The sequence below is a fragment of the Mucilaginibacter sp. SMC90 genome, from assembly GCF_022811725.1.
Lineage (GTDB): Bacteria > Bacteroidota > Bacteroidia > Sphingobacteriales > Sphingobacteriaceae > Mucilaginibacter.
In genome coordinates this window covers 4,224,886-4,246,493 of sequence record NZ_CP094527.1, presented here as the reverse complement: position 1 = coordinate 4,246,493, position 21,608 = coordinate 4,224,886, and the positions used below count along the sequence as shown (strand labels likewise).

At 42.8% G+C, this 21,608-nt stretch carries 14 protein-coding genes; 6 read left to right on the top strand and 8 right to left on the bottom strand.

Annotated elements, in window-relative coordinates:
- Positions 1–3: 3 nt before the first annotated feature.
- Positions 4–1,290: a DUF2851 family protein gene (locus MTO98_RS18125; protein ID WP_243480297.1), complete on the bottom strand. Its 1,287-nt coding sequence runs from the start codon at positions 1,288–1,290 to the stop codon at positions 4–6.
- 136 nt (positions 1,291–1,426) lie between these two features.
- Between MTO98_RS18125 and MTO98_RS18120 the strand changes: the two genes are divergently transcribed.
- Positions 1,427–2,731, top strand: a complete 1,305-nt coding sequence (locus tag MTO98_RS18120) for an MFS transporter (RefSeq protein ID WP_243480296.1) — start codon at positions 1,427–1,429, stop codon at positions 2,729–2,731.
- Positions 2,732–2,906: 175 nt separating this feature from the next.
- On the top strand, positions 2,907–3,971 hold the full coding sequence (locus MTO98_RS18115) for a M20 family metallo-hydrolase (protein ID WP_121224767.1): 1,065 nt from the start codon (positions 2,907–2,909) through the stop codon (positions 3,969–3,971).
- A gap of 171 nt (positions 3,972–4,142) precedes the next feature.
- On the opposite strand, the gene MTO98_RS18110 is transcribed toward MTO98_RS18115, so the two are convergent.
- The 6 genes from MTO98_RS18110 to MTO98_RS18085 form a co-directional block, all read right to left on the bottom strand.
- Entirely contained in the window at positions 4,143–5,432 is a 1,290-nt protein-coding gene (locus MTO98_RS18110; RefSeq protein WP_243480295.1) for a glycoside hydrolase family 71/99-like protein, read from the bottom strand.
- Between the two features lie 35 nt (positions 5,433–5,467).
- Positions 5,468–6,457 (bottom strand): family 43 glycosylhydrolase, encoded by a 990-nt coding sequence (locus MTO98_RS18105; RefSeq protein ID WP_243480294.1) that lies wholly within the window; start codon positions 6,455–6,457, stop codon positions 5,468–5,470.
- A gap of 81 nt (positions 6,458–6,538) precedes the next feature.
- Entirely contained in the window at positions 6,539–7,684 is a 1,146-nt protein-coding gene (locus MTO98_RS18100) for a hypothetical protein (RefSeq protein WP_243480293.1), read from the bottom strand.
- A gap of 23 nt (positions 7,685–7,707) precedes the next feature.
- Complete coding sequence (locus MTO98_RS18095; protein ID WP_243480292.1) at positions 7,708–8,412, bottom strand: DUF3823 domain-containing protein; 705 nt, start codon at positions 8,410–8,412, stop codon at positions 7,708–7,710.
- A 17-nt stretch (positions 8,413–8,429) separates the two neighbouring features.
- Entirely contained in the window at positions 8,430–10,316 is a 1,887-nt protein-coding gene (locus tag MTO98_RS18090; RefSeq protein WP_243480291.1) for a RagB/SusD family nutrient uptake outer membrane protein, read from the bottom strand.
- A gap of 12 nt (positions 10,317–10,328) precedes the next feature.
- Positions 10,329–13,478 (bottom strand): TonB-dependent receptor, encoded by a 3,150-nt coding sequence (locus MTO98_RS18085; RefSeq protein WP_243480290.1) that lies wholly within the window; start codon positions 13,476–13,478, stop codon positions 10,329–10,331.
- Positions 13,479–13,992: 514 nt separating this feature from the next.
- On the opposite strand from MTO98_RS18085, the gene MTO98_RS18080 reads away from it, so the two are divergent.
- From MTO98_RS18080 to MTO98_RS18070, 3 genes are all read left to right on the top strand, one after another.
- Entirely contained in the window at positions 13,993–16,188 is a 2,196-nt protein-coding gene (locus MTO98_RS18080) for a carbohydrate binding family 9 domain-containing protein (protein ID WP_243480289.1), read from the top strand.
- Between the two features lie 61 nt (positions 16,189–16,249).
- Positions 16,250–16,996, top strand: a complete 747-nt coding sequence (locus MTO98_RS18075; RefSeq protein ID WP_243480288.1) for an HAD-IIB family hydrolase — start codon at positions 16,250–16,252, stop codon at positions 16,994–16,996.
- Positions 16,997–17,092: 96 nt separating this feature from the next.
- On the top strand, positions 17,093–18,286 hold the full coding sequence (locus MTO98_RS18070) for an MFS transporter (RefSeq protein WP_243480287.1): 1,194 nt from the start codon (positions 17,093–17,095) through the stop codon (positions 18,284–18,286).
- A gap of 44 nt (positions 18,287–18,330) precedes the next feature.
- Here MTO98_RS18070 and MTO98_RS18065 read toward each other — a convergent pair whose 3' ends face one another.
- Entirely contained in the window at positions 18,331–20,022 is a 1,692-nt protein-coding gene (locus tag MTO98_RS18065; protein WP_243480286.1) for a sensor histidine kinase KdpD, read from the bottom strand.
- A 302-nt stretch (positions 20,023–20,324) separates the two neighbouring features.
- Here MTO98_RS18065 and MTO98_RS18060 point away from each other — a divergent pair.
- Positions 20,325–21,577 (top strand): IS3 family transposase gene (locus MTO98_RS18060; RefSeq protein ID WP_371825378.1). Its coding sequence is split into 2 segments (ribosomal slippage): positions 20,325–20,667 and positions 20,667–21,577, totalling 1,254 coding nucleotides; the frame shifts between segments, so codons are not numbered across the junction.
- The last annotated feature ends 31 nt before the right edge of the window (positions 21,578–21,608 follow it).

Here is a 21,608-nt window from a genome sequence, read left to right as displayed (position 1 = left end):
GTGTCAGGCCAGTTTTAGTATCTTATTACCAACGCCGCATTGCAGGCATTTCTTATAGTTACAGTAATTATTTTTTAACTCAAGCAATGCCTGTGATTCAAACGCAGTATCAATTTTCACTCCTAAGTTAACAAAATCGGCGATAATATTGTTTTTTTCGGCCGGTAAATTTTCTAATAATTTAAGACTGCGACTAATATAATATTGCTGCTGATGCTGTTTGCCATAACTGAACAGGAACAAGGCCACGGTATTAAGCAGCAAAATATCAACAGATCCATCGCCCATACTTTTTGACGATGGCTTGGATTGTACATCAAAGCGGTAATGATCTTCCCAGTAATCATTCACTTTGATCTCTGTGAACAAACCACGCAGGGCTTTTACTTCTTTAATTTCCAGTATTTTGGATAACAGGTGGCTTGATTGTACTATAAGCGCCGCAAACTGCGCCAGCCTGATTGTCGGAAAATTTTGAGGCCTTAGCCGCATAAACTTCCACAAATGGTTCTCTATCGGTTTAAGGTTGTATTTTTTGCTGAGATAGCTGTATTCCTTTTGAAGTTTCAAAGGATATTCATCTTTAAACTCACCCTCCAAAAAGCCTGCCTGCCCAAATATCAGCGCCTCTATTTGCATAGCGTTGTTTTTGTTTTTGGCGAGGGTAAGCTGAGGCAGTGATTTTGCCATCAGCTCAAACGGCAGGGCGTTTACTTTAAAGCCAAAGTTTGCTGCTAAAAATTGGTAAAAAGTTTTCTCCCAATCGCCTTTGTTAAGTGCCAAAGCTGCCGCTACATTGGCCGATCGTTTTTCCATCCGTTCAACAAGTACACGGGTAAGCCAGTTTTGCATGGTGAGACCATCAACGGTTGCTATGCCTGCTTCGCAGGGAATAAAAGTTTGATTGCCGAAAACCAGTTTATGGTATTTATTGTAAAGCTCTTCACTGATACGGTTTTGCAGCTCAAGTGTTGGGACTTTGCGCCCGCTTGGCAGAAACAGCGGCACATCATTGTGATAAACTACATGCAGAATCACGTTATCATAAGCACCGTCATGTGTATGTCCGTGCTTTTGCCAGTCGGAAGCAGAAAGGTGCACTTCTACATTCCCGGCCCAAACCGTTTCGCCAATGCGGATCCTGGCATTGTGGAAATCAGGGCCCGAATCTGAATTATGTAGTCCTGCCGAAAAGATCTCCAGTTCTTCACCATCTACAGTTTGCAGGTTTTCGCGCTCAAATAGCCTGAACTTCCATATGTAATGCAAAAAATCTTCGGTGAAAAGCATGTTCGGTGAGTGGTTGATAGGGTTAGATTAGGTTGATTAAGTTTTATTAAAGTAAATATGCCGGTTATTATATTGGTATTGTACCTCTATTTTAAAATTCCTAATATTACGGAAACCAACAATATCTGCCAAACCTATGAATGAAATAAAATCACCATTACCCCAAACCACGGGTGGGCGCATCAAATCCATCATTGGGGGATCGCTGGGTAATTTGGTTGAATGGTACGACTGGTATGCTTATACAGCCTTTTCCCTTTATTTTTCAGATGCTTTTTTTCCCTCGGATAATCAAACCGTACAGCTATTAAACACGGCAGGTATTTTCGCCATCGGCTTTTTAATGCGGCCAATAGGCGGCTGGGTGATGGGTACCTTTGCTGATAAACGCGGCCGTAAAACCGCGCTCACGTTTTCTGTATTGTTGATGAGTGTTGGCTCTCTCATCATTGCCATAACGCCGGGCTATAAATCTATTGGCGTGGCCGCGCCTATATTGCTGGTTTTGGCCCGTATTATCCAGGGCTTGAGTGTTGGTGGCGAGTACGGTACCAGCGCCACATACTTAAGCGAAATGGCCACAAAAAAGCATCGCGGTTTTTATTCGAGCTTTCAGTATGTAACACTCATTATGGGGCAGTTGCTTGCGCTGGGCGTGTTGGTTTTGTTGCAGAGGGCATTTTTATCAGAAAAACAATTGCACGACTGGGGCTGGCGCATTCCCTTTGGTATAGGGGCAGTACTGGCCGTTACCACCATGTATTTACGGCGGAGCTTACAGGAGTCTGCATCGTTTGAAAAGGAGGGAACCAAACCCAATGCCCTGAATGGTACTATAAAAGCGTTAACGCAGCACCCTAAAGCGGTTTTTACGGTAATAGGCTTAACCATTGGCGGTACGCTGGCCTTTTATACGTTCACTACCTATATGCAAAAGTTTTTGGTTAACACCTCAGGCTTTAGCAAAAGTGCCGCTACGCTCATCTCAACCTTAACATTAGCTGTATTTATGGTGATACAACCTTTATTCGGCTTACTATCAGATAAAATTGGCCGTAAACCACTGCTTATTGGTTTTGGAATACTGGGCACGCTTTGCACTATCCCTATTATGACCTTGCTAAGTCATACCAAAGATGTATGGGTTGCATTTGCGCTGATCCTTTGCGCGCTGATCATCGTAAGTGGTTACACCTCTATCAACGCGGTTGTTAAGGCTGAACTTTTTCCGGCTAATGTGCGTGCGCTTGGAGTGGGCTTCCCTTATGCTATAGCCGTATCGTTATTTGGGGGTACTGCCGAGTATATTGCCTTGTGGTTCAAAAATGAACACCATGCGCAGTGGTTTTACTGGTATGTAACTGTTTGCATCGCGCTTTCGTTGATCCTGTACATCACGATGAACGATACACGTAAGCATTCAAAAATGGAAGATGAGTGAATTTTTCGATGTGCAAATTACAGATGTGCAGATGGCATGTAACCTTCGCGTTAATCAGGTGTTAAATTAATGGTAAATCTATCACGCCCGGTTAATGTTCAGGAAATGTATTTCATCCACGTGAATAAAAAGTATTAATTTTGCCCGTTCATTACAAGGGACGACCCTTAAATTTATGACTGAAACAAGCAATTTATTTCAACTGGCAGTAACCTTACTGCAGCAACTGATATCCATACCGTCGTTTAGTAAAGAGGAAGACCGCACAGCCGATCTGATCAACGAATTTCTGCAATCGCACGGAGTAACTACTCATCGTAAACTAAATAACATCTGGGCTTGGAACAAACATTTCGATCCGGCAAAAGAAACTATCCTGCTTAACTCACATCACGATACTGTTAAACCCAATTCGGGTTATACTCGTGACCCGTACGATGCCAAAATTGAAGATGGTAAATTATATGGCCTTGGCAGCAATGATGCCGGAGGCTGTCTTGTTTCGCTTATAGCGGTATTCCTGTACTTTCATGATAAGGAAAACCTGAAATACAATTTTTGCTTAGCCACTACTGCCGAAGAGGAGATCTCAGGCGTGAACGGTCTGGAGCTGATCATCCCCGAATTAGGGCAATTATCTTTTGGTATTGTGGGTGAGCCAACGCTGATGCAGTTAGCCATTGCCGAACGTGGTTTGATGGTGTTGGATTGTACCGCTCATGGCCGTGCAGGTCATGCCGCCCGCGAAGAAGGGGAGAACGCTATTTACAAGGCCTTAACTGATATTGAGTGGTTCCGCTCGTTTAAATTCCCGAAAGAATCAGAAGTTTTTGGGCCGATAAAAATGTCTGTCACCATTATCAACGCCGGTTCACAACATAACGTGGTACCTGCCAGCTGTGTTTATACTGTTGATGTGCGTGTTACCGATGCTTACCGTAATGAGGAAGTATTAGAGATCATCCGTGAACATGTTGCAAGCGATGTAAAACCACGTTCCATCAGGTTAAAACCATCATCTATCCCAAAAGAGCACCCCATAGTTCAGGCTGGCATAGCACTCGGTCGTACCACTTACGGTTCACCAACCACGTCCGACCAATCATTACTTGATATTCCATCCATAAAAGTTGGCCCCGGCGATTCTGCACGTTCACATACTGCCGATGAGTTTGTTTATGTGGATGAGATCAGGGAAGGTATTGAGTTGTATATTAAGATGTTGGAGAGTATTAATTAAACTAAATATTATACAAGACCGTCATTGCGAGGCACGAAGCAATCCCTAACTATACAGAGAGAATCTGCCAATCGGGGATTGCTTCGTGCCTCGCAATGACGCTTATTAAATATAAACAGCCGCTTTACCCATTGGAAAAAGCGGCTGTTTCGTTATAATAAGTCTGTTGTACTATTTAACCGGTGTAGGTCTTGTTGGCGTTAGCGGGATCAACCCCTTAAACATCTTTGCACCATCTCCTGTAAGCCTCAGATAATAATCGGCAGAGCAAGCTGTACCGTCTTCATCAAGGGTAACAAATGATGAGCCTGCCGGCACAAAATCCTGGCTTTCGGCAGTTTTGGCTATCTGGTTGCCCTCGTTATATTCATCAAACATGGAAATATATAGGCCATTTGCACCAACGCTTTGCATGTTGAAAAACTGTCGCCACATAAAATCGCCGTGGGCACGCTGATGCTGTTGCAAATCTCCGGGTAAAATACAAGGCTGATAATCTATACCATGAGCTTTGCAATAAGCAACGTCAGGGCGATTAACCGAACCATAAAAGTTGTCTGATTCGCTTTTGTTGCCGATCCGGCCAACCATCCATGGGGATATCATATCCAGTGCACTATAAGCTGAAAGAAATGCCGGGCGCGAGTCGCTATCCTCGGTACGCCAGTGAGTAGGTACACCGCCAATAACATAACATCCCTTACTTTTAAACCATTTGATTACATCCAGGCATTGTGCAGCCGTAAAAGGGTGGTTATCATCGCTGAAACCAAAGCCCCAGATACATACTACCGGCTTGCCATTTTGCTTGGCATAAGCAGGCGAGGAGGTATAGGCAGACATTTTATTAGTCCAGTCGGTCTTTATTTCCGATTGCATATCCTTCCAGCCGCTTACATCATACATAATATAAAACTTTACGCCGTTTGCTTCGGCTGCTATTTTAGTTTTCGCTGCCATAGCATCACGTACCGGGCCTTCCAGACCGCTTGGGTTAAACCGTTGAAGGGCTGCGCCATCGATACCGTATTGCTTCATCCATTTAAACTGTACATCAATAGTTTGATCTGAAAAGGATGAAAATACATTGGCAGGCTGACCGTTGTTGAGGTTGGCATACTTAGTAGGGAAGGTTTTGGTATAGTCGCGCACATCTGGCCATGATGCGATAGCAACGTTGGTTGGAGATGGCTGTTCTTCCCAGGTTTGAGCCCAATGCCAATATCTATCAATCGGAGAACCGTCGCCGATAGCGGCAAACCAGCCCTGATAACCGACAATTACTTTGCCTACCACATCACCAATGGGCGACGGGGTAAGGTCGATTGTATCCTTTGGCTTATCTACAGGTGTAACGTCACCGCCGCCGTTGCCATTGCTTTTTTTTGAACACCCAAAGGCTAACGCAAGCATAGCAGCAACGCATAGTGTCATGGAACAATTACTTCTGGTTTTTTTCATAGCGTATTGATTAATAACATGGTATAACTTGTTATTTATTTAGAAGATGTAGGCTCGACCATTTTTATAGATCCATCAGTATTATAATAAAGCTTATCAACACAAATGGATCTTAGCCAGTCTTCATGTGATAATGCGCTGGTATGATAAAATGAATACCACTGACCTTTGTACTCCACTATAGAGCCATGATTGGTATAACTATCTGTTGGGTCCATATAAATACCGCCATAAGTCCAGGGGCCAAGCGGGCTTTTACTGGTGGCATAATTCATGCGGTTGTGCTTACCATTAACGTCGTGGTTATCTGAATACGACAGGTAATAGATGCCATTACGCTTATGCACCCAGCTTGCCTCATGGAAATCCTTGAGGCCTTCCATAGTTTTCATGGCACCGTCAATCTCCATCATGTTATCTTTTAGTTTGCCACCTTTGCAAGTGCCGCCGCCGCCGTAATAAAAATAGGCTTGCCCGTCATCATCAATAAAAACACATGGATCAATCATTGATTCGAGCCCTTTTATATAACCCTGAACGGTGAAGCCGCTTGCCGGGCTTTTGCTGGTAGCCACACCGATTTTCCAGCTTTCGTTCCATTTGGTATCGCTCGGGTGCGGGAAATAAAAATAATAGGTGCCGTTTTTATAAGCACAATCCGGGGCCCACATAAAACCGCCTTCTTTACGTCCCCATGATACCTGCGACGCGCGAAGGATCTCACCGTGGTCTTTCCAGTGAACCATATCGTCTGTCGAAAAAACATGGTACTGATCCATCAGATCGCAGCCTCTCGCAGGGAAAATATCGTGCGATGCATAAACGTAAAGCCGCCCATCTTTCCAAACGTGAGCAGATGGATCGGCAGTGTACATATTCCTGATAAATGGATTCCCGGTTGCGCTGTCGGCGGCTTTTTTTTCCTGGGCCTTAGTACAACTGTTTCCTGCAAATACAAATACTGCGGCAAGCACGGCAGGTAGGGCTTTTATTGTTAATGGTTTATATAATGCGGTTAAATTCATTATGATGTTACTGTTATTAAAGCCGGTTGCAGGGTATTACCAGCAACCGGCTTTGGGGTATTAGTTATAAATTGAGATTAACTATTTGGATATGAACTTAAGGTCGTCGACGCCTGTTACCAGATCTCCATGATCTTTATTTTGGGTAAAGAAGAAGATCCTGAAATGGTTAATGGCGGTATAATCGGCACCTCCATCAGCAGTTTTAATCGATTTATCGAAGTCCAGTGTAATTTGGTTCCATCCATTTTTCAGCGTTGGTATTAATGGTGCTACATCCCAGGCCGATTCATGATCATCTGATTTACCCGAACTGGTGATTTCGATAGAGCCATCGGCTTTTAGTAACGACACATCTGATACATACCACCAGAAGGTGAACCTACCATCAGCAGCGGCAAAGGAAGTGTTAACCGGAGGAGTTACATCTTTTATGAATTGCATAAAGTCGTTGCCATTGGTGATGGTATTCTTTAAATAACCTTTACCTTCTTTTTGTCCGCTGGTTTCTATAGCCGGCGTGCCTACAGTTTGCCAGCCATCAGCTTTGTCGGCACTGTCAAATACTACCGGAGGTGGGGCCGGGGCGGCCCTGAAAACAAGGTCGTCAATACCCGTAACCAACTCTCCGTGATCTTTATCTTTAGTAAAAAAGAAAATGCGGAAGTGGTTAATAGCCGAGTAATCGGCACCGCCATCAGCTGTCTTAATGGCTTTGCTGAAGTTCAGGGCAACCTCATTCCAACCGTTTTTCAGGCTGGGGATAAGTGGAGCCACATCCCAGGCCGATTCATGATCATCTGATTTGCCCGAGCTGGTGATCTCAATTGAACCATCGGCTTTAAGTAACGATACATCTGATATATACCACCAGAATTTAAACTGACCGTTATTGGCTGTAAGTTTGGTATCAAGCGGGGTAGGCAGGTCTTTGATAAACTGCATGAAATCGCTGCCGTTTGCAATGGTGTTTTTTAAATATCCTTTGCCTTCTTTTTGCCCGCTGGTTTCTATTGCTGGCGTACCTACCGTTTGCCAGCCATCTGCTTTATCCGCATTATCAAATGATATCAACGTAGGATCAACTGCTGGCGGTGCGGTGGTATCCGGCGGTGGCGGTTTCAGGTACGAAGTATCGCGTGAAATATATTTTTCTTTTTTACACCCCACAATGCTGAGGCCTATCATTAGGATGGAGCAAGCCATCTTTGTTTTTATGAATTTCATTTCCTTTTTGGTTTTAGGTTAACTTATTTAGGAATATCTACCTGTACTATTTCCGAAAAATTTGAGCTGTTAAAGCTGTCGCTCAGGCGAACGCCTGCACGTACAAAAAAGGTACGGCCCGGAATAAGATTAGGTATAGTAAGCGTGATCGTTTTTTCGGCCGCACTCATATCAATAAATGCCTTGTTGATAGTTTTGGCATTTAAATCAGAAAAATCGCGGATAGAAGCTCCTGTACCTACCAGCCGGGTAGTATTTACATATGGTTGCACATCTTTAATAGTTGGCAAGCCGGCAATAATGGGTGCATCGATATCAAATGTGAGCGTAAGCGTTGTACCGGTTAAGGTATGCTTGAAGTTTTTGATTACGATATAAGGTGTAACCGTAAAATCATGCTTAGTACCTTTGTCGATATTAACCGTAACCGTGTCAGTAACAGGCCAGAAAGCGCCGCCGGTAGGTACAACTTTATATCCGCCTTTAAATAATTTACTGTCCTCATAAGTACCATCAAATTTACTCGGAATGGTTTGCGGCGTTGTCCAGCCTATTTGTTGTAGTTTAATAGTGGTACTGCCTCCGGAAGTAAGCAGGTTGCCGCCTTCAGATGATAATATATTGCCTTGCAATGAGGCATTTGGGCCATCGTAGTTATCTGTTTTTGTACACGCAGAACTTGCCAGTATTGCTATGCCCACCAAAATTCTGCCAATCAGATTTTTCATGTCTTTCAATTTAAATTTTAATAATTAGGGTTGTTAGGAAGCAGGTTCGGGTTTTGATTTATTTGACCACCCGGAATTGGCTCGTAATAAAACTGTTTCTGGAATGTATATTCGCGGTTAAAAAGCTCGGTTTCGGCCAGGAAAATGTATTTGTTTTCGTTAAATATGTAGTATGGCATCAGGCCTTTAAAGTGCGCGCGGTCAAGCACAACATCGGCTGTGCGCCATCTTTTTAAATCCCAGTAATATTGGTTTTCAAAGGCAAGTTCCATGCGCCTTTCTTTACGAACTTTGTCCAGATCGATAGAAATGTACGGTGTTGCACCGGCCCTGTCCCTTAACTGATTGATGTCGTTCAATGCATCTGCGGCGTTTCCTAACTCCATGGCTGCTTCAGCCCGGTTCAGCAATATTTCACCGTAACGCAGATCAATCCATGGCTGGATGCTTTTGTACAAGTCAACGTTGGTTTTAGCCGCATTGTAGTTGATGTATTTACGCACATAAAAACCGGTGCGGGTTAACTGGTCATCGCCCAAATTGTTGGAAATGCCGGTAAAACCAATAACCTGTTTTGCGTTAGCATCAGTCTTACTTGGGTATAGTACGTTTGGATCGGTTTGCAAGACCCATGTACGCGAGTTTGGCGCTTTGGTAACTTCGTCGGCAGCGGTACTGTTGAATGATGGATAAATACCTCTTTGCGTATCAAAAGCAATGCCTCTCAGCATTTCGCCAGGGAAATATACGGTTGCCCTAAGCCGGGGTTCCAGTCCTTGCGTTAAATCTATAAGATTGCTGAAGCGTTTAGGTGTGCCGTCACCATTGGTTAAAGGCAGATTTCCCCAAAGCTGCACAAAATCTAATGTAGGGTATGAACGTGACAGCCCTCCAGATGTCATACGCCCGGGTGACATGGTAGCATCCCAACTATGCGGACCGGCAGGGGTATTGACATTAAGGGTAAGAGAATACTGCCTGATAAAAATGTTTTCCTTGCTGCTGGCGTCTAAAAATAGGTCGGTGAAGTTTTTTACTTTATCTGACGAAGTTTGGTTATAAAGCGAATAGTGGCCTTCTAATAATTTAGCGGCATCAAAAGCGGCCTGGAAGTATTTGCTTGCCTGATCTGCAGGAATCCCTACCAAGCCCTGAGTGCGGGCAGGCCCGTCAACAAAGTTAATTGAGCCGTACTTGGCAATACATGCCGCGTAAAGCATCGCTCTTGACTTTAATGCAGCAGCAGCATATTTATTTGCTCGGCCTGCATCATTGGTTTCGGGCATCATCTGGTACCCTAAGTCAAGTTCCGAGCCTATGAAATCCCAGGTAGCTTGTTCTTTATCACGGTGAACCTGCAAAGTTGACAGCGGTGCTCCCGGATCTTGCGGAACAGTTATGATAGGAACGCCGCCATAACGCTTGGCCAAACCAAAATAATAATAAGCCCGCAAAAAATGCGCTTCGCCCAAAAGCGAGTTTACGGTTGTTTGGGTAAGGGATGCTGTGTGTTTAGGTAGTTCGGCTATCAGGGTATTTACGTTTCTGATATCGCCGTATGGCCAGTAACCGAAACCACCACCGATGTCCATGCCACCAAATGGGCCAACTTCTTCACCTGTAACGGCACCTGTATTATAAAAATTCATCCAGGGGTTTCCCGGGTTGAAGCCAGGGCGCTGAATACCATTATTATCATCACCGCCATCGGGCCTGTATTTAAAATCCTCGATGGGTAAATTTGCATATATAGTGGCCAGAAGAGATTTAACGCCGGCCTCACTGTTGTATATAATATCAGGTGTAACGATATTGGTGGGTGCAATGTTCAGCTTTTGGCAGGAGGTTACCGTGGCTCCTATTCCAACAGTTATTGTTATAATTAATTTCTTGATACTTTTCATGTTTCAATAAGTTTAAAAGGAAACGTTTGCTCCAAAGTTGAAGGTCCTGTTCATTGGGTAGGTGTACCCGAGCTGCGCTCTGCTGAAATCGCCGTTATCGCTTGGACTTGGGCCCTGGTGTTCCGGATCATAATTTTTAAGCCCGGTAAATGTTAGTAAGTTGTAGCTGTTTGCAAACACCCTTAGCTTTTTTACGCCTATAGCTTTCAATACGCTTGGCGATAACGAATAACCAAACTCCAGCGATTTTACACGCAGATAGCTGGCATTCTGTATAGCCTTTGTGCCCTGGGCATCAGGCGAACCCATGGCAGGGTAGAAACCCGGTACCCACACGGTATTCGGGTCAAAAACATTGGCAGAGGGATCTGCTGTATGCCAGCTGTCGAGGAAACGGGTAAGCGCACTCCTGTTATACATCAACGGCGATGCAAATTGTTCACCGTATTGTACATATACACCGGCGGCACCCTGCAAAACCATGCTCATATCAAAGCCTTTGTAGCTTACGCCAAGGGTGAGGCCGTAATTGTATAAAGGAATACCGCTTGTTGCAATTGGGTGGTTATCTTTATCATCTATAACACCATCGTTGTTCCAGTCTTTATAATAATAATCGCCTGGTATAACGTTATTGTTGCCGCCACCTGTGTTTATCCCATAATTATAGATCTGATTATAGTTGGTAAACTGGCCTGCATATTCAGGGCCCCACCAAACATTCTGGTACCTGTTGGTTTGATTTTCTTTCCAGTTTAAATATTCATTGCCCGATTGTGAACGAAGCACGTTTCTGTTTTGTAAACGGGTTGTACCAATATTGCCGGCAACATTAAAACCAACCTGTCCAAATTTATTATGATATGCCAGGCTGAAGTCAAGGCCTTGCACACGATCACTGTTATAGTTAATTTGCGGTACAGCTGCTCCTACAGTGCCCGGTATGCTTACTGAAGGCGTTGCCGGTAATCCTGTTCTGTCGTTTCTGAAAATTTCGATGGTGCCATCTACCTTTCCACCAAAAAGGCCAAAGTCCAGAGCGATGTTCTTGATGGTATTTACAGACCATGTTAAACCCGGATTGCCAAGTTTAGGTGTTGAGCCATTAACGGCGCTTTGACCAAAGATATAAGAGTTGGTGGTAGGGTAGGTGTATCCATTAACATAGCTAAATGCCGCTGCGTTGGCTTCATCACCGGTTTGACCGTACGATGCCCTTAACTTTAAGTTGGACAAAATATTTTCAGGTACAAGTTTGCGGAAAAAGCTTTCTTTGGTTAAAACCCATCCTACTGATCCACCGGGGAAAAAGCCCCATTGATCTGGCCCGGGCTGATAGAGGTTAGTACCATCCCGCCTGAAGCTGAATTCAACGAGGTACTTTCCTTTATAGTCGTAGTTAAAACGGCCGATAAGGCTTCGGTGTGCGCGGTCAGAAAGGGCACCGCCATCCATATAGCCCTGCATATTTGAATTTGAGAGGCCACCGAATAAATAATCAATAGGAATTTCAACATCACGATAGGCGGCAAAGTTATCTGCCGTTTCATGGCTCTGCTCGTAGGTAAACATAGCGGCCACATTATGGTCATTGAAAAATGTATGGTTATAATTTAATGTTAACTGGCTTAATGTATTTAAATGGGTATAATATTGCCTTGTTATGCCAGCGGGCGAGTTTATTACAATTGGGTTATAGATATCGTTTGCCGCGTCATAGGTATACAGGTTAGATGTTCTCCTGATAAAATCGTTATCGGCAACGCCATAATCAATGTTAAATAAAGCTTTAGCGCTCAGCCCGCTTACGCCGGGTATGTTGTACGTTAAATTTAACTGGCTTGTGATTGACTTATTCCTTAATCGCTTAAACCCTACTTTATCTGCGTCGGTTACAATGGCCGGGTTCATATTATCTCCACCGGGGATCTGGTTAGGATAAAGGGGATTATCATTGGCGTAAATCGGGTCGATGGGCTTCATGTTCCAGGTGTACTTATAAATAGTCCACTGATCTGTAAACGGTTGGTTTTTTTCATCCATCCAGGCCGATGTAAGCACCTGTGCCTTTAAGCCTTTGGTTATGTTGGCAGTAACGTTTGATCTGAAATTATACTTATTGTAATTTAAATCGCCTGATTTAAATACGCCGTCCTGTTTCTGATAGCCGAAGTTGAAGAAATAGCTGATCTTGTCATTGCCGCCATCGATATTTAAATTGTGACTTATCTGATTAGCCGTTTTCCTGAACGCCAGATCTATCCAGTCTGATGATTTGCGTGTTCCGTTAAGATATGGCAAAAAATTGGCGTAGGTATATGTAGGAGCCTGATTGTTCACAAAGTTTTGGGTGAAATCACGTTTAACTTTTTCATTGGTCAGCATCATGAAATCTATGGCGCTTACGCCTTCGGGCATGCCCAAAAACGTTTGTATTGCATCATTAAATGAGTAATTAATATTGATCGCTCCGTTTTTAGAGCCCTTTTTGGTAGTAATTAAAATAGCTCCCCCAGCAGCGCGCATACCGTATATGGATGCAGCGGCATCTTTTAATACAGAGATACTTTCAATTTCATTAGGGTCCATACGGCCAATGGTTGATTGATCGCCGCCGATAACACCATCAATTACTACAAGTGGGGTGCCCTGATAGCCCCTGATATTAAAATCGTTAGCATACCCTCCCGGCTCAGCCGTTCTCTGTACAATCCGTAAGCCCGGTATTTTACCGCTTAGCGAGTTTATTACGCTTTCATTTTTTGTAGTGGTAATGTCTTTATTTTGAAGTGTTGCGATGGAGCCGGTTATGGTAGCTCTTTTTTGCGTTCCATAACCTACAACCACCACTTCATCAAGTGTTTTATTGGCCGATTTAAGAGCTATTATGCCACCCTTAATATCCTTTACCGCAATTTCCTGGGTTGCATAACCTATAAACGACAGTTGTAAAACAGCATCGCGATTAGGAATTGTAAGCAGGAACTTACCTGCTGCATCGGTAATAACACCTGTATTGGTGCCTTTAATTTTTACACTTACCCCCGGAAGTGTCGACCCATCAGTTAAGTCTATTACTTTACCGCCGAAAGTAGTTTGCTGGGCTAACAAACTAAGCGGGAAAAGGAAGAAAAGTATAAGTAAGTATTTATATTTTTTCATATCGTCTCTCTTTGTTGATTTTTTAAGGTTAAATTGATTATTACCTGGTTAGGGTACTAAATAGCGCATGCAGCGGCATGCCTTACGGTGGGTTAGGGTCGTGGTAATACATGGTTTAAAAAAGTTGGTTAATGCAGTGCTCTGCTACTGGCAAGCCATAAAAAACACTGTTGTTGGTTTATAATTTCAGGTACAAAACAACAGGGAGGCATTAATAAAAAATAAATAATACATTAATAAAGGCTGTATTAATGCCCAAAAACGAGGTTTTCCGTATTTTTTTGCAATCGATTGCGATAAAAACAGGTTTGCTTAAAAATAATTTGATTTTTAACGATGGGAGTGATGGCTTGATACATTTTTAACAAAATGTGATACAGATTAGCAGGTAGATAATTATTGGTGCAAAGAAACAAATAGCGGTAGTAAATAATGTGATACAAGGCATTGAATTTTGGTTAAAAAATGTAGTTTTAAAATCCATAACCAATAAACTTACTATACCCTTATCTTAATGCCCTTTAAACGCCCCTGCCTGCCTCCTGCAAAAATGATATTGCCAGTTATTTTGTGCTGTATGACCTGCTTTTACGCGTCTGCACAAAAGAAGAATGCGGGGTATAAGTACCATATCCGCAGGGCTGTTTCTGCAATTAATGTTGATGGTGTGATGAACGAACAGGCCTGGATGCAGGCTGATTCGGCCGGAGACTTTTTTATGGTATTGCCCATGGATACCAGTAAGGCCACTGTTAAGACCGAAGTTCGGATGACCTATGATGATAAAAACCTATACATCATAGCCATCAATTATAATTCGGTGCCTGGCCCTTATATGGTCGAATCATTGAAACGGGATTTCAATTTTGTAAAGAATGATAACTTTTTGATCTTCATGGATCCGTTTGATGCACGGACCGATGGTTTTAGCTTTGGAGCCAACGCCGCAGGTGGCCAATGGGATGGCAGTATGTATGAAGGCGGCAAGGTTGACCTTAGCTGGGATAACCGCTGGTACTCGGCCGTAAAAAATTATCCGGATAAATGGATCTGGGAAGCATCTATCCCTTTTAAAAGTATCCGTTATAAAAAAGGCATAAAAGAATGGGGGATCAACTTTAGCCGTAATGATCTCAAAACTGCCGAAAAATCAAGCTGGACACCTATTCCGCGACAATTTCCTACAGCTTCACTGGCATATACCGGTACTTTGGTTTGGGACGAGGCTCCGCCAACAGCAAGTAGCAACGTATCCATTATTCCTTATGCACTCACCGGTTTATCTAAAGATTATCAGCACAATACTAAAACCGAATATAAACACGAAATAGGGGGAGATGCCAAGATCTCGGTTACGCCGTCCCTAAACCTTGATTTAACGGTTAATCCCGATTTTTCGCAGGTGGACGTTGATCAGCAGGTAATTAACCTGAACAGGTATGAACTTTTCTTCCCCGAAAAGCGGCAGTTCTTTTTAGAGAATGGTGATTTGTTTGCCAATTTTGGTTATTCGGATATCAGGCCATTTTTTTCAAGGCGGATAGGCTTAAATGTTCCGATAGATTTTGGGGCACGACTTACCGGTAAATTGGATAAGGACTGGCGTATAGGAGCTATGGATATCCAAACAGGAGGTTCAGGCAGTGTGGCACAAGCGCCTGAAAATTACGGTATTATTACCTTGCAAAGGCGGGTGCTCGACCGCTCTAATATTGGTTTCCTGTTTGTAAATAAAGATGCTACAGCTAATATTCCCGGTACCAATACAGGCTCAACAGCGTATAACCGTAACATTGGGGCCGAGTTTAACCTGGCGTCGCGAAGTAATATCTGGACAGGCAAAGTGCTTGCACTTAAATCATTTACACCGGGTGTAAGCGGGCATGACTACGTTGTTTCTGATCATTTCCAATACCTAAGCAAGTACTGGACATTGTACATGCAGGAAGAATACGTAGGCAGAAACTACAATGCCGAAGTGGGTTATGTACCCCGTGTTGGTTATGTAAAGCTAAGCCCGCTGCTGCTGCGTAATTTTTTCCCTAAGCAGGGAAATATCCTCAGCCACGGCGTTCAGCTTACATCTAATTACTTTTTTGACGAATCATTTCACCGGACAGATAATGAAAGTATCCTGTCGTACCTTATTACATTCCGCAACCGGGCAACACTTTCGGTATCGGGTATTAATGATTATGTGCGATTGTTAAAGCCTTACGATCCTACTAACATTGGTAAAGGTTTGTTACCAACCGGGTCTGAACACAATTGGAATACTATTGATGTTCAGTTTGTATCTAAACCGCAAAATGTTTTTACCTATTTGCTGGAAGCATCGCATGGCGGTTATTATGACAAAGGCGTGCGTAACAGTGTTACAGGTTTGATAGGCTATCGTTTTCAGCCGTATGTAAATATTGCAATTAACACCTCATTTAATGACCTGCGGCTGCCGCAGCCGTTTGGGCATAACACGTTTTGGCTGGTAGGGCCAAAAGTTGATGTAACCTTTACCAATAACCTGTATTTTACAACCTATGTACAATACAACGAGCAAATTGACAATATTAATATTAACACACGCCTGCAATGGCGTTATAAGCCGGCTTCCGACTTATTTATTGTTTACGGCGACAATACCACGCCGTCACCCTATACCGTAAAAAACAGGCAGCTTACCTTAAAGTGGACGTACTGGTGTAACTTATAACAGCATTGTTATAAACAAGCGCAGTTAATTGCTGTTGGCTAATAATTGATATCTGCCCGCAATGAAAAAATTGATCATATTTGACTTGGACGGCACCCTTGCCGAAAGTAAAGCTGCCCTTGATAAAGAGATGGCTGTGCTTTTAACCGATTTGATGAAAGTAGCAAAGGTTGCGATCATATCCGGCGGAGACTGGCCGCAATTTGAAAAGCAGGTATTATCAAACCTGCCCGTTAAAAAATTACTTAAAAACTTATCCATATTGCCAACCTGCGGCACCAAATACTATCAGTATAAAAAAGCGGGCTGGAAAAAATTATATTCAGAAGACTTTACAGATCAGGAAAGACAGGAAATCATCAGCAAATTAAATGAAGCCATTGGAAAATCCGGCGTTAAATTCAGGAAAACCTGGGGCGATCAGATAGAAGACCGGGGCAGCCAGATCACATTTTCGGCATTAGGGCAACATGCGCCGCTTGACGAAAAGAAAAAGTGGGACCCTAAATATGTTAAGCGTAAAAAGATCAAAGCTCTTCTTGATAAATCACTCACCGGTTTTTCGGTACAAATAGGGGGAGCTACTTCTATTGATATTACTAAACCAGGAATAGATAAGGCTTATGGAATTCATAAACTGCAGCATACTTTAGAGATCAGGATCAAACAAATGATATTCATTGGTGATGCCTTGTTTGAAGGGGGCAACGACCACCCAGCCCGAGCAACAGGTGCAGATTGTATCCAGGTGCGCGACCCCGATGAAACCAAACGGGTAGTTGAGGGAATAATTCTTTGCCTGAAATAACAGACGATACGGCCTTTTGATCGGCTTAAATGTTAATTAAAAGTAAAGTGTATAATTTACACTTAAGTAGGTGCCGAATCTGCCTATCTTTGCGGCATGGAAGCAGGGTCAAGTATAAAAAGTGCAGCATCATCAATAGCCTTAGAAATAGCCGGTTTTGTTAAGTTTACCTTTATAGGATATTTTACTATAGGGTTAAGTCTTGGGGTACTTCCTGTGTTTATCCATAACCAATTAGGATACAGTGCCATGATAGCTGGTGTGGTGATCAGTCTGCAGTATCTGAGCACTTTTTTATTTAGGGGTTATGCCGGAAATATCATTGATAAAAAGGGGCCAAAGCCGGCTGTGCTTTCCGGGATGACAGGTTTTGCCATTAGCGGATTGGTTTTGTGTTTGGCGTTTTTGTTTAAGGAGCATCATGACTTGTGTTTGGTTTTAGTTGCGCTTACAAGGCTTGTAACAGGTTTTGCTGAAGGCCTGATAGGATCCAGCCCTATCAATTGGACAATTAATGCTGTTGGCGAACAAAATACGGCGAAGGCCATATCTTATAATGGCATTGCAAGCTATGGCGGACTTGCAGTTGGTGCACCGGTGGGCATACTGCTTGATGGGGGTTACGGCATAGCCGGTATTGGAATTGTGGTTTTTATACTTGGCATAATTGGTTATTTGCTGGCTAAAAGAAAAGAAGATGCGGTGATAAAAAGCACAGAGCAACGAAAATCATTTGCATCTGTACTTAAAACAGTTGCTCCTTACGGGCTGTGTCTTACGTTGGCTGCTTTGGGATTTGGCACCATATCTACTTTTATAACACTTTATTATGCCTATCTGAACTGGACTAATGCGGTACTTTGCCTTTCGGTGTTCAGTGTTTTTTTTATTCTTGGCCGTTTGATATTTGCAGGGGCAATTGATAACTACGGAGGATTAAAAACAGCCATTGCTTGTATGGCGCTGGAGTCAGTAGGTTTGATGGTTCTTTGGCTGGCTAATACTCCCGAGGCAGCACTTATCGGTGCAGGAGTGACCGGACTTGGTTTTTCACTTGTGTTTCCGGCACTTGGGGTAGAGGCGGTAAAGTTGGTGCCCGGTTCAAATAAAGGTGCCGCTCTGGGGGCTTATGGCCTGTTCCTTGATATTTCACTTGGAATTACCGGACCGCTGGTAGGCGGGGTGGCAAGTCATTTTGGGATGTTATACATTTTTCCGTTCAGCATGGGCATGGTGTTGTTGGGCTTTGTTTTATGCCTGTTAATCGGCTGGAAAATAAAAGGTTTCTAAATTTTGGAAACACACTATTTACGTAAAAAACATAATATCCCCAATTAGTCTATTTCATACTTTTTATAGGGGATGTCAAAACTAAAAGTACTCCCTTTACCAGCATCACTTTTAACGGTGATATTGCCTTTCTGCAACTCAATCAATTGCTTACAAATGTAAAGGCCAAGACCTGTGCCGGTATTTCCTTTTGCCGAACTGGTTTGATAGTATTTTGAGAAAAGGTTAACCTGCTGTTCCTGGCTTATACCGGCCCCCGTATCAATTATGTCAACTGTTAATCCTCCTTTGTCCCCGGTTAAATTTAGTGTTGCCCTGATATTAATTTTCCCGGCCTCCGTATATTTTATCGCATTGCTTACAAGGTTCACAATGATCTGTTTAAGTCTGAAGCTATCGCCTAAAACTTCGGCTTCTGTGTCGCCGTCAAAATGATAATTTAATTCCAGCTGCTTTTTATCGGCACTAAATGCCATACTTTCTATCACTTCCTTTAATGTTTTATCGGGGCAAAAAGGATCATGATGGATTTTTAATTCACTGCCTTCCATTTTTGCAGCATCAAGTGTGTCGTTAAGCGTTTGCAGCAGCAGGTCTGATGATGCCCTTACCGTGCTTAGCATTTCTGTTTGTTTCGGTGTAAGAGTGGTTCTGCTGAAAATGTACAGAAAACCATTTATTGATGTTAGCGGGTTACGGATTTCATGGCTCATATGCAGCAGTAAATCCATCTTTTGCCGTGCTATCATTACAGCACGCTCATTCTCTTTAAGTAAAAGGTCTTCAGACTGCCCCAGTTTAATAACAAATACAATCAGCAATACAGCGAAAGCTAAAAGCAGTAAAAGGGCACTCAGGTAAAGTTTGTTTAATAAGCTCGTTGTTTCCAGGTAGCTGTTAAAGGCCAATCCCTTAAAGGCATCAGTTAAACTATAATTGATGTCTTTAATGGTTGCAATCAATAGTTCCATTTTATGGGTAATGCGCATATTGAGTGCAATAAGCTGCCTTTGAGTTTCCTGTAGCTTAGTATTGCTTTGCCGCAGCTGCTTCAGTTTATTAAGGTAGTTGGACTTATCCTTAAAGCGAAGCCTTTGTGCAACCGAGTCAACATAGATCCGCGTGCGGTGATTGATAACAACTCCACCGGAGCCGGTTGCATATGCATTTTTGTTTTTAATGGCCTCCTTGATCCTCGCAAAAAAGCCCTTTCGTTTTAATTTAGCAGGTTGGGTTATAGTGTCAGTGCTGTTTTGAATTTTCTGACTGCTCTTAACAGCAATTTTATTTTGAGCCGTCGCCACTTCAAGATCTGAAGACGTCATTAATAAGGAGTCGAAATCATGCCGGGCAGAAAGCAGATCTGCTGATAGCTTTATCTTTTGGCTATGCCATGTATGAAGTTGTGTACGCTGCTCAGTATTTAGTTTGGCAGTGTCATGCTGCATATTTAACAAGGTATCAATTTCGGCAAATGCTAACGAAAGCTTGGCCTGGTATGCTTTGTTTTTTTCGGCGTCGCCATCTACAAGTGATGACTGAAACAAGTCTTCGGCCTGGTGCAGTAATAACAGGGCTTGCTGGGGCCTGGAGTTGTTGAGGTCCATAAGGTGAGATATTTGAGCCGTATGAGCTAATCTTTCGGCGATCTTATCTCTAACAAAAAGAGCAGCAATAACTAAAATTATGGTAAAGGCTAAAAAAGCAAGCAGTATCTTCCTTGATAAAACGTTCATATAATTATATTCATCAGCACACCTGGCTTTATAATCGAAAAATTGATAAGGCCTGTTGCAAATGGTTTTGAAGGAACAATGATAATGATAAAAATGATATGATCATTCAGCAATTACCATGATTGAATATTGGCCCTTAATTGGTAGATTTTTGGTTTACAATTAATGCTGCGGATATTATGAAAAGAGAACCTTTTGTTTAACAAGCGGAGGTAAAGCAAAAAAAGCCTGATGATTATTCATCAGGCTTTTACAAATTGCATGTCGCGTCCTGAAATAAGTTGACACTCAAGTTGACTTATATGGAAAAACGAACAAAGAATGTAAGTAGGCGCAGTCAGCGCGATTACAGCCTTGCCTTTAAGTTGCAGGTCGTGCAGCAGGTTGAAAAAGGCGAACTGACCTATAAAAAGGCTCAAAAACATTACGGGATCCAGGGAAGGAGTACGGTATTGGTTTGGTTAAGGAAACATGGTACCTTAGATTGGACATTACCCAAACAGTACACCTTGGAAAACGATCGGGAACTTAGTCCGGAACAGCGGATCAAACAATTAGAAGCAGCATTAAAAGATGAACAGGACAAGAACCTGATCTACAAGACCATGTTCGATATCCTGCAGCAAGAGCACGGTGTTGCATTGCCAAAAAAGTCTTTGCCCAAGCAATCCAAAGGCTCAAAGCCAAAGGAATAGTGAGCCTGTCAAAGGCTTGCAGGTTGTTTGGGATCAGCCGTCAGGGCTATTATCAAAAGCAGCAGCGCATAGAAAAGCGTTTAAAAGAACTTAGCCAGGTAAAAGCGGATGTGATTAAAGAACGAATCCATTTGCCCAGGTTGGGTACGCGTAAGCTTTATCATCGTTTAGGTAAACAGATCAGAAGCAAGGGAATAAAGATAGGCAGAGATGCTTTATTCGATTTTCTGCGTTCGGAACATATGCTGATCAAACCAAAGCACTCTTATCATAAAACGACGAACTCCAAGCACTGGTTACATAAGTATCCTAACTTACTTAAACACAGGAAAGCGGCAACGAGGCCTAACGAAGTATGGGTAAGCGATATTACTTATATCGACACTAAAGCAGAGACCGCATATCTTAGCTTGATCACTGATGCTTATTCAAGAAAGATCGTAGGATATCATCTGCATCATAGCTTGCACACAGATGGTGTGGCTGCTGCCATGCAAATGGCTGTCAGACATGAGCAGATCAAAGCGCCATTGATACATCATTCGGATAGAGGTTTGCAATATTGCTCAGCACAATATCAGCAGTTGTTGGCCAAACATCAGATTACCCCATCTATGACGGATGGATATGATTGCTATCAGAATGCTTTGGCAGAACGCATCAACGGCATTATTAAAAACGAGTTCCTGGTGGTTAAACCAGCAGATATACAGCAGGCAAGGGTAATGATTGCAGAAGCTATTAAACTTTATAACTGTCGAAGGCCTCATTTGGCTTTAAATTATCAAACACCACAATTTGTACATCAACAAAAAATCCTTGCTGGTATCGACCAACAAGGACTATCTTTAAATCATTAATTTCTGTCAACCTATTTTAGGACGACTCAGC

Coding starts and splice junctions, on each gene's coding strand:
- MTO98_RS18075 (WP_243480288.1), top strand. CDS start 16,250: ATGAAAAAATTGATCATATTTGACTTGGACGGCACCCTTGCCGAAAGT.
- MTO98_RS18085 (WP_243480290.1), bottom strand. CDS start 13,478: ATGAAAAAATATAAATACTTACTTATACTTTTCTTCCTTTTCCCGCTT.
- MTO98_RS18115 (WP_121224767.1), top strand. CDS start 2,907: ATGACTGAAACAAGCAATTTATTTCAACTGGCAGTAACCTTACTGCAG.
- MTO98_RS18080 (WP_243480289.1), top strand. CDS start 13,993: ATGCCCTTTAAACGCCCCTGCCTGCCTCCTGCAAAAATGATATTGCCA.
- MTO98_RS18065 (WP_243480286.1), bottom strand. CDS start 20,022: ATGAACGTTTTATCAAGGAAGATACTGCTTGCTTTTTTAGCCTTTACC.
- MTO98_RS18070 (WP_243480287.1), top strand. CDS start 17,093: ATGGAAGCAGGGTCAAGTATAAAAAGTGCAGCATCATCAATAGCCTTA.
- MTO98_RS18110 (WP_243480295.1), bottom strand. CDS start 5,432: ATGAAAAAAACCAGAAGTAATTGTTCCATGACACTATGCGTTGCTGCT.
- MTO98_RS18105 (WP_243480294.1), bottom strand. CDS start 6,457: ATGAATTTAACCGCATTATATAAACCATTAACAATAAAAGCCCTACCT.
- MTO98_RS18125 (WP_243480297.1), bottom strand. CDS start 1,290: ATGCTTTTCACCGAAGATTTTTTGCATTACATATGGAAGTTCAGGCTA.
- MTO98_RS18120 (WP_243480296.1), top strand. CDS start 1,427: ATGAATGAAATAAAATCACCATTACCCCAAACCACGGGTGGGCGCATC.
- MTO98_RS18095 (WP_243480292.1), bottom strand. CDS start 8,412: ATGAAAAATCTGATTGGCAGAATTTTGGTGGGCATAGCAATACTGGCA.
- MTO98_RS18100 (WP_243480293.1), bottom strand. CDS start 7,684: ATGAAATTCATAAAAACAAAGATGGCTTGCTCCATCCTAATGATAGGC.
- MTO98_RS18090 (WP_243480291.1), bottom strand. CDS start 10,316: ATGAAAAGTATCAAGAAATTAATTATAACAATAACTGTTGGAATAGGA.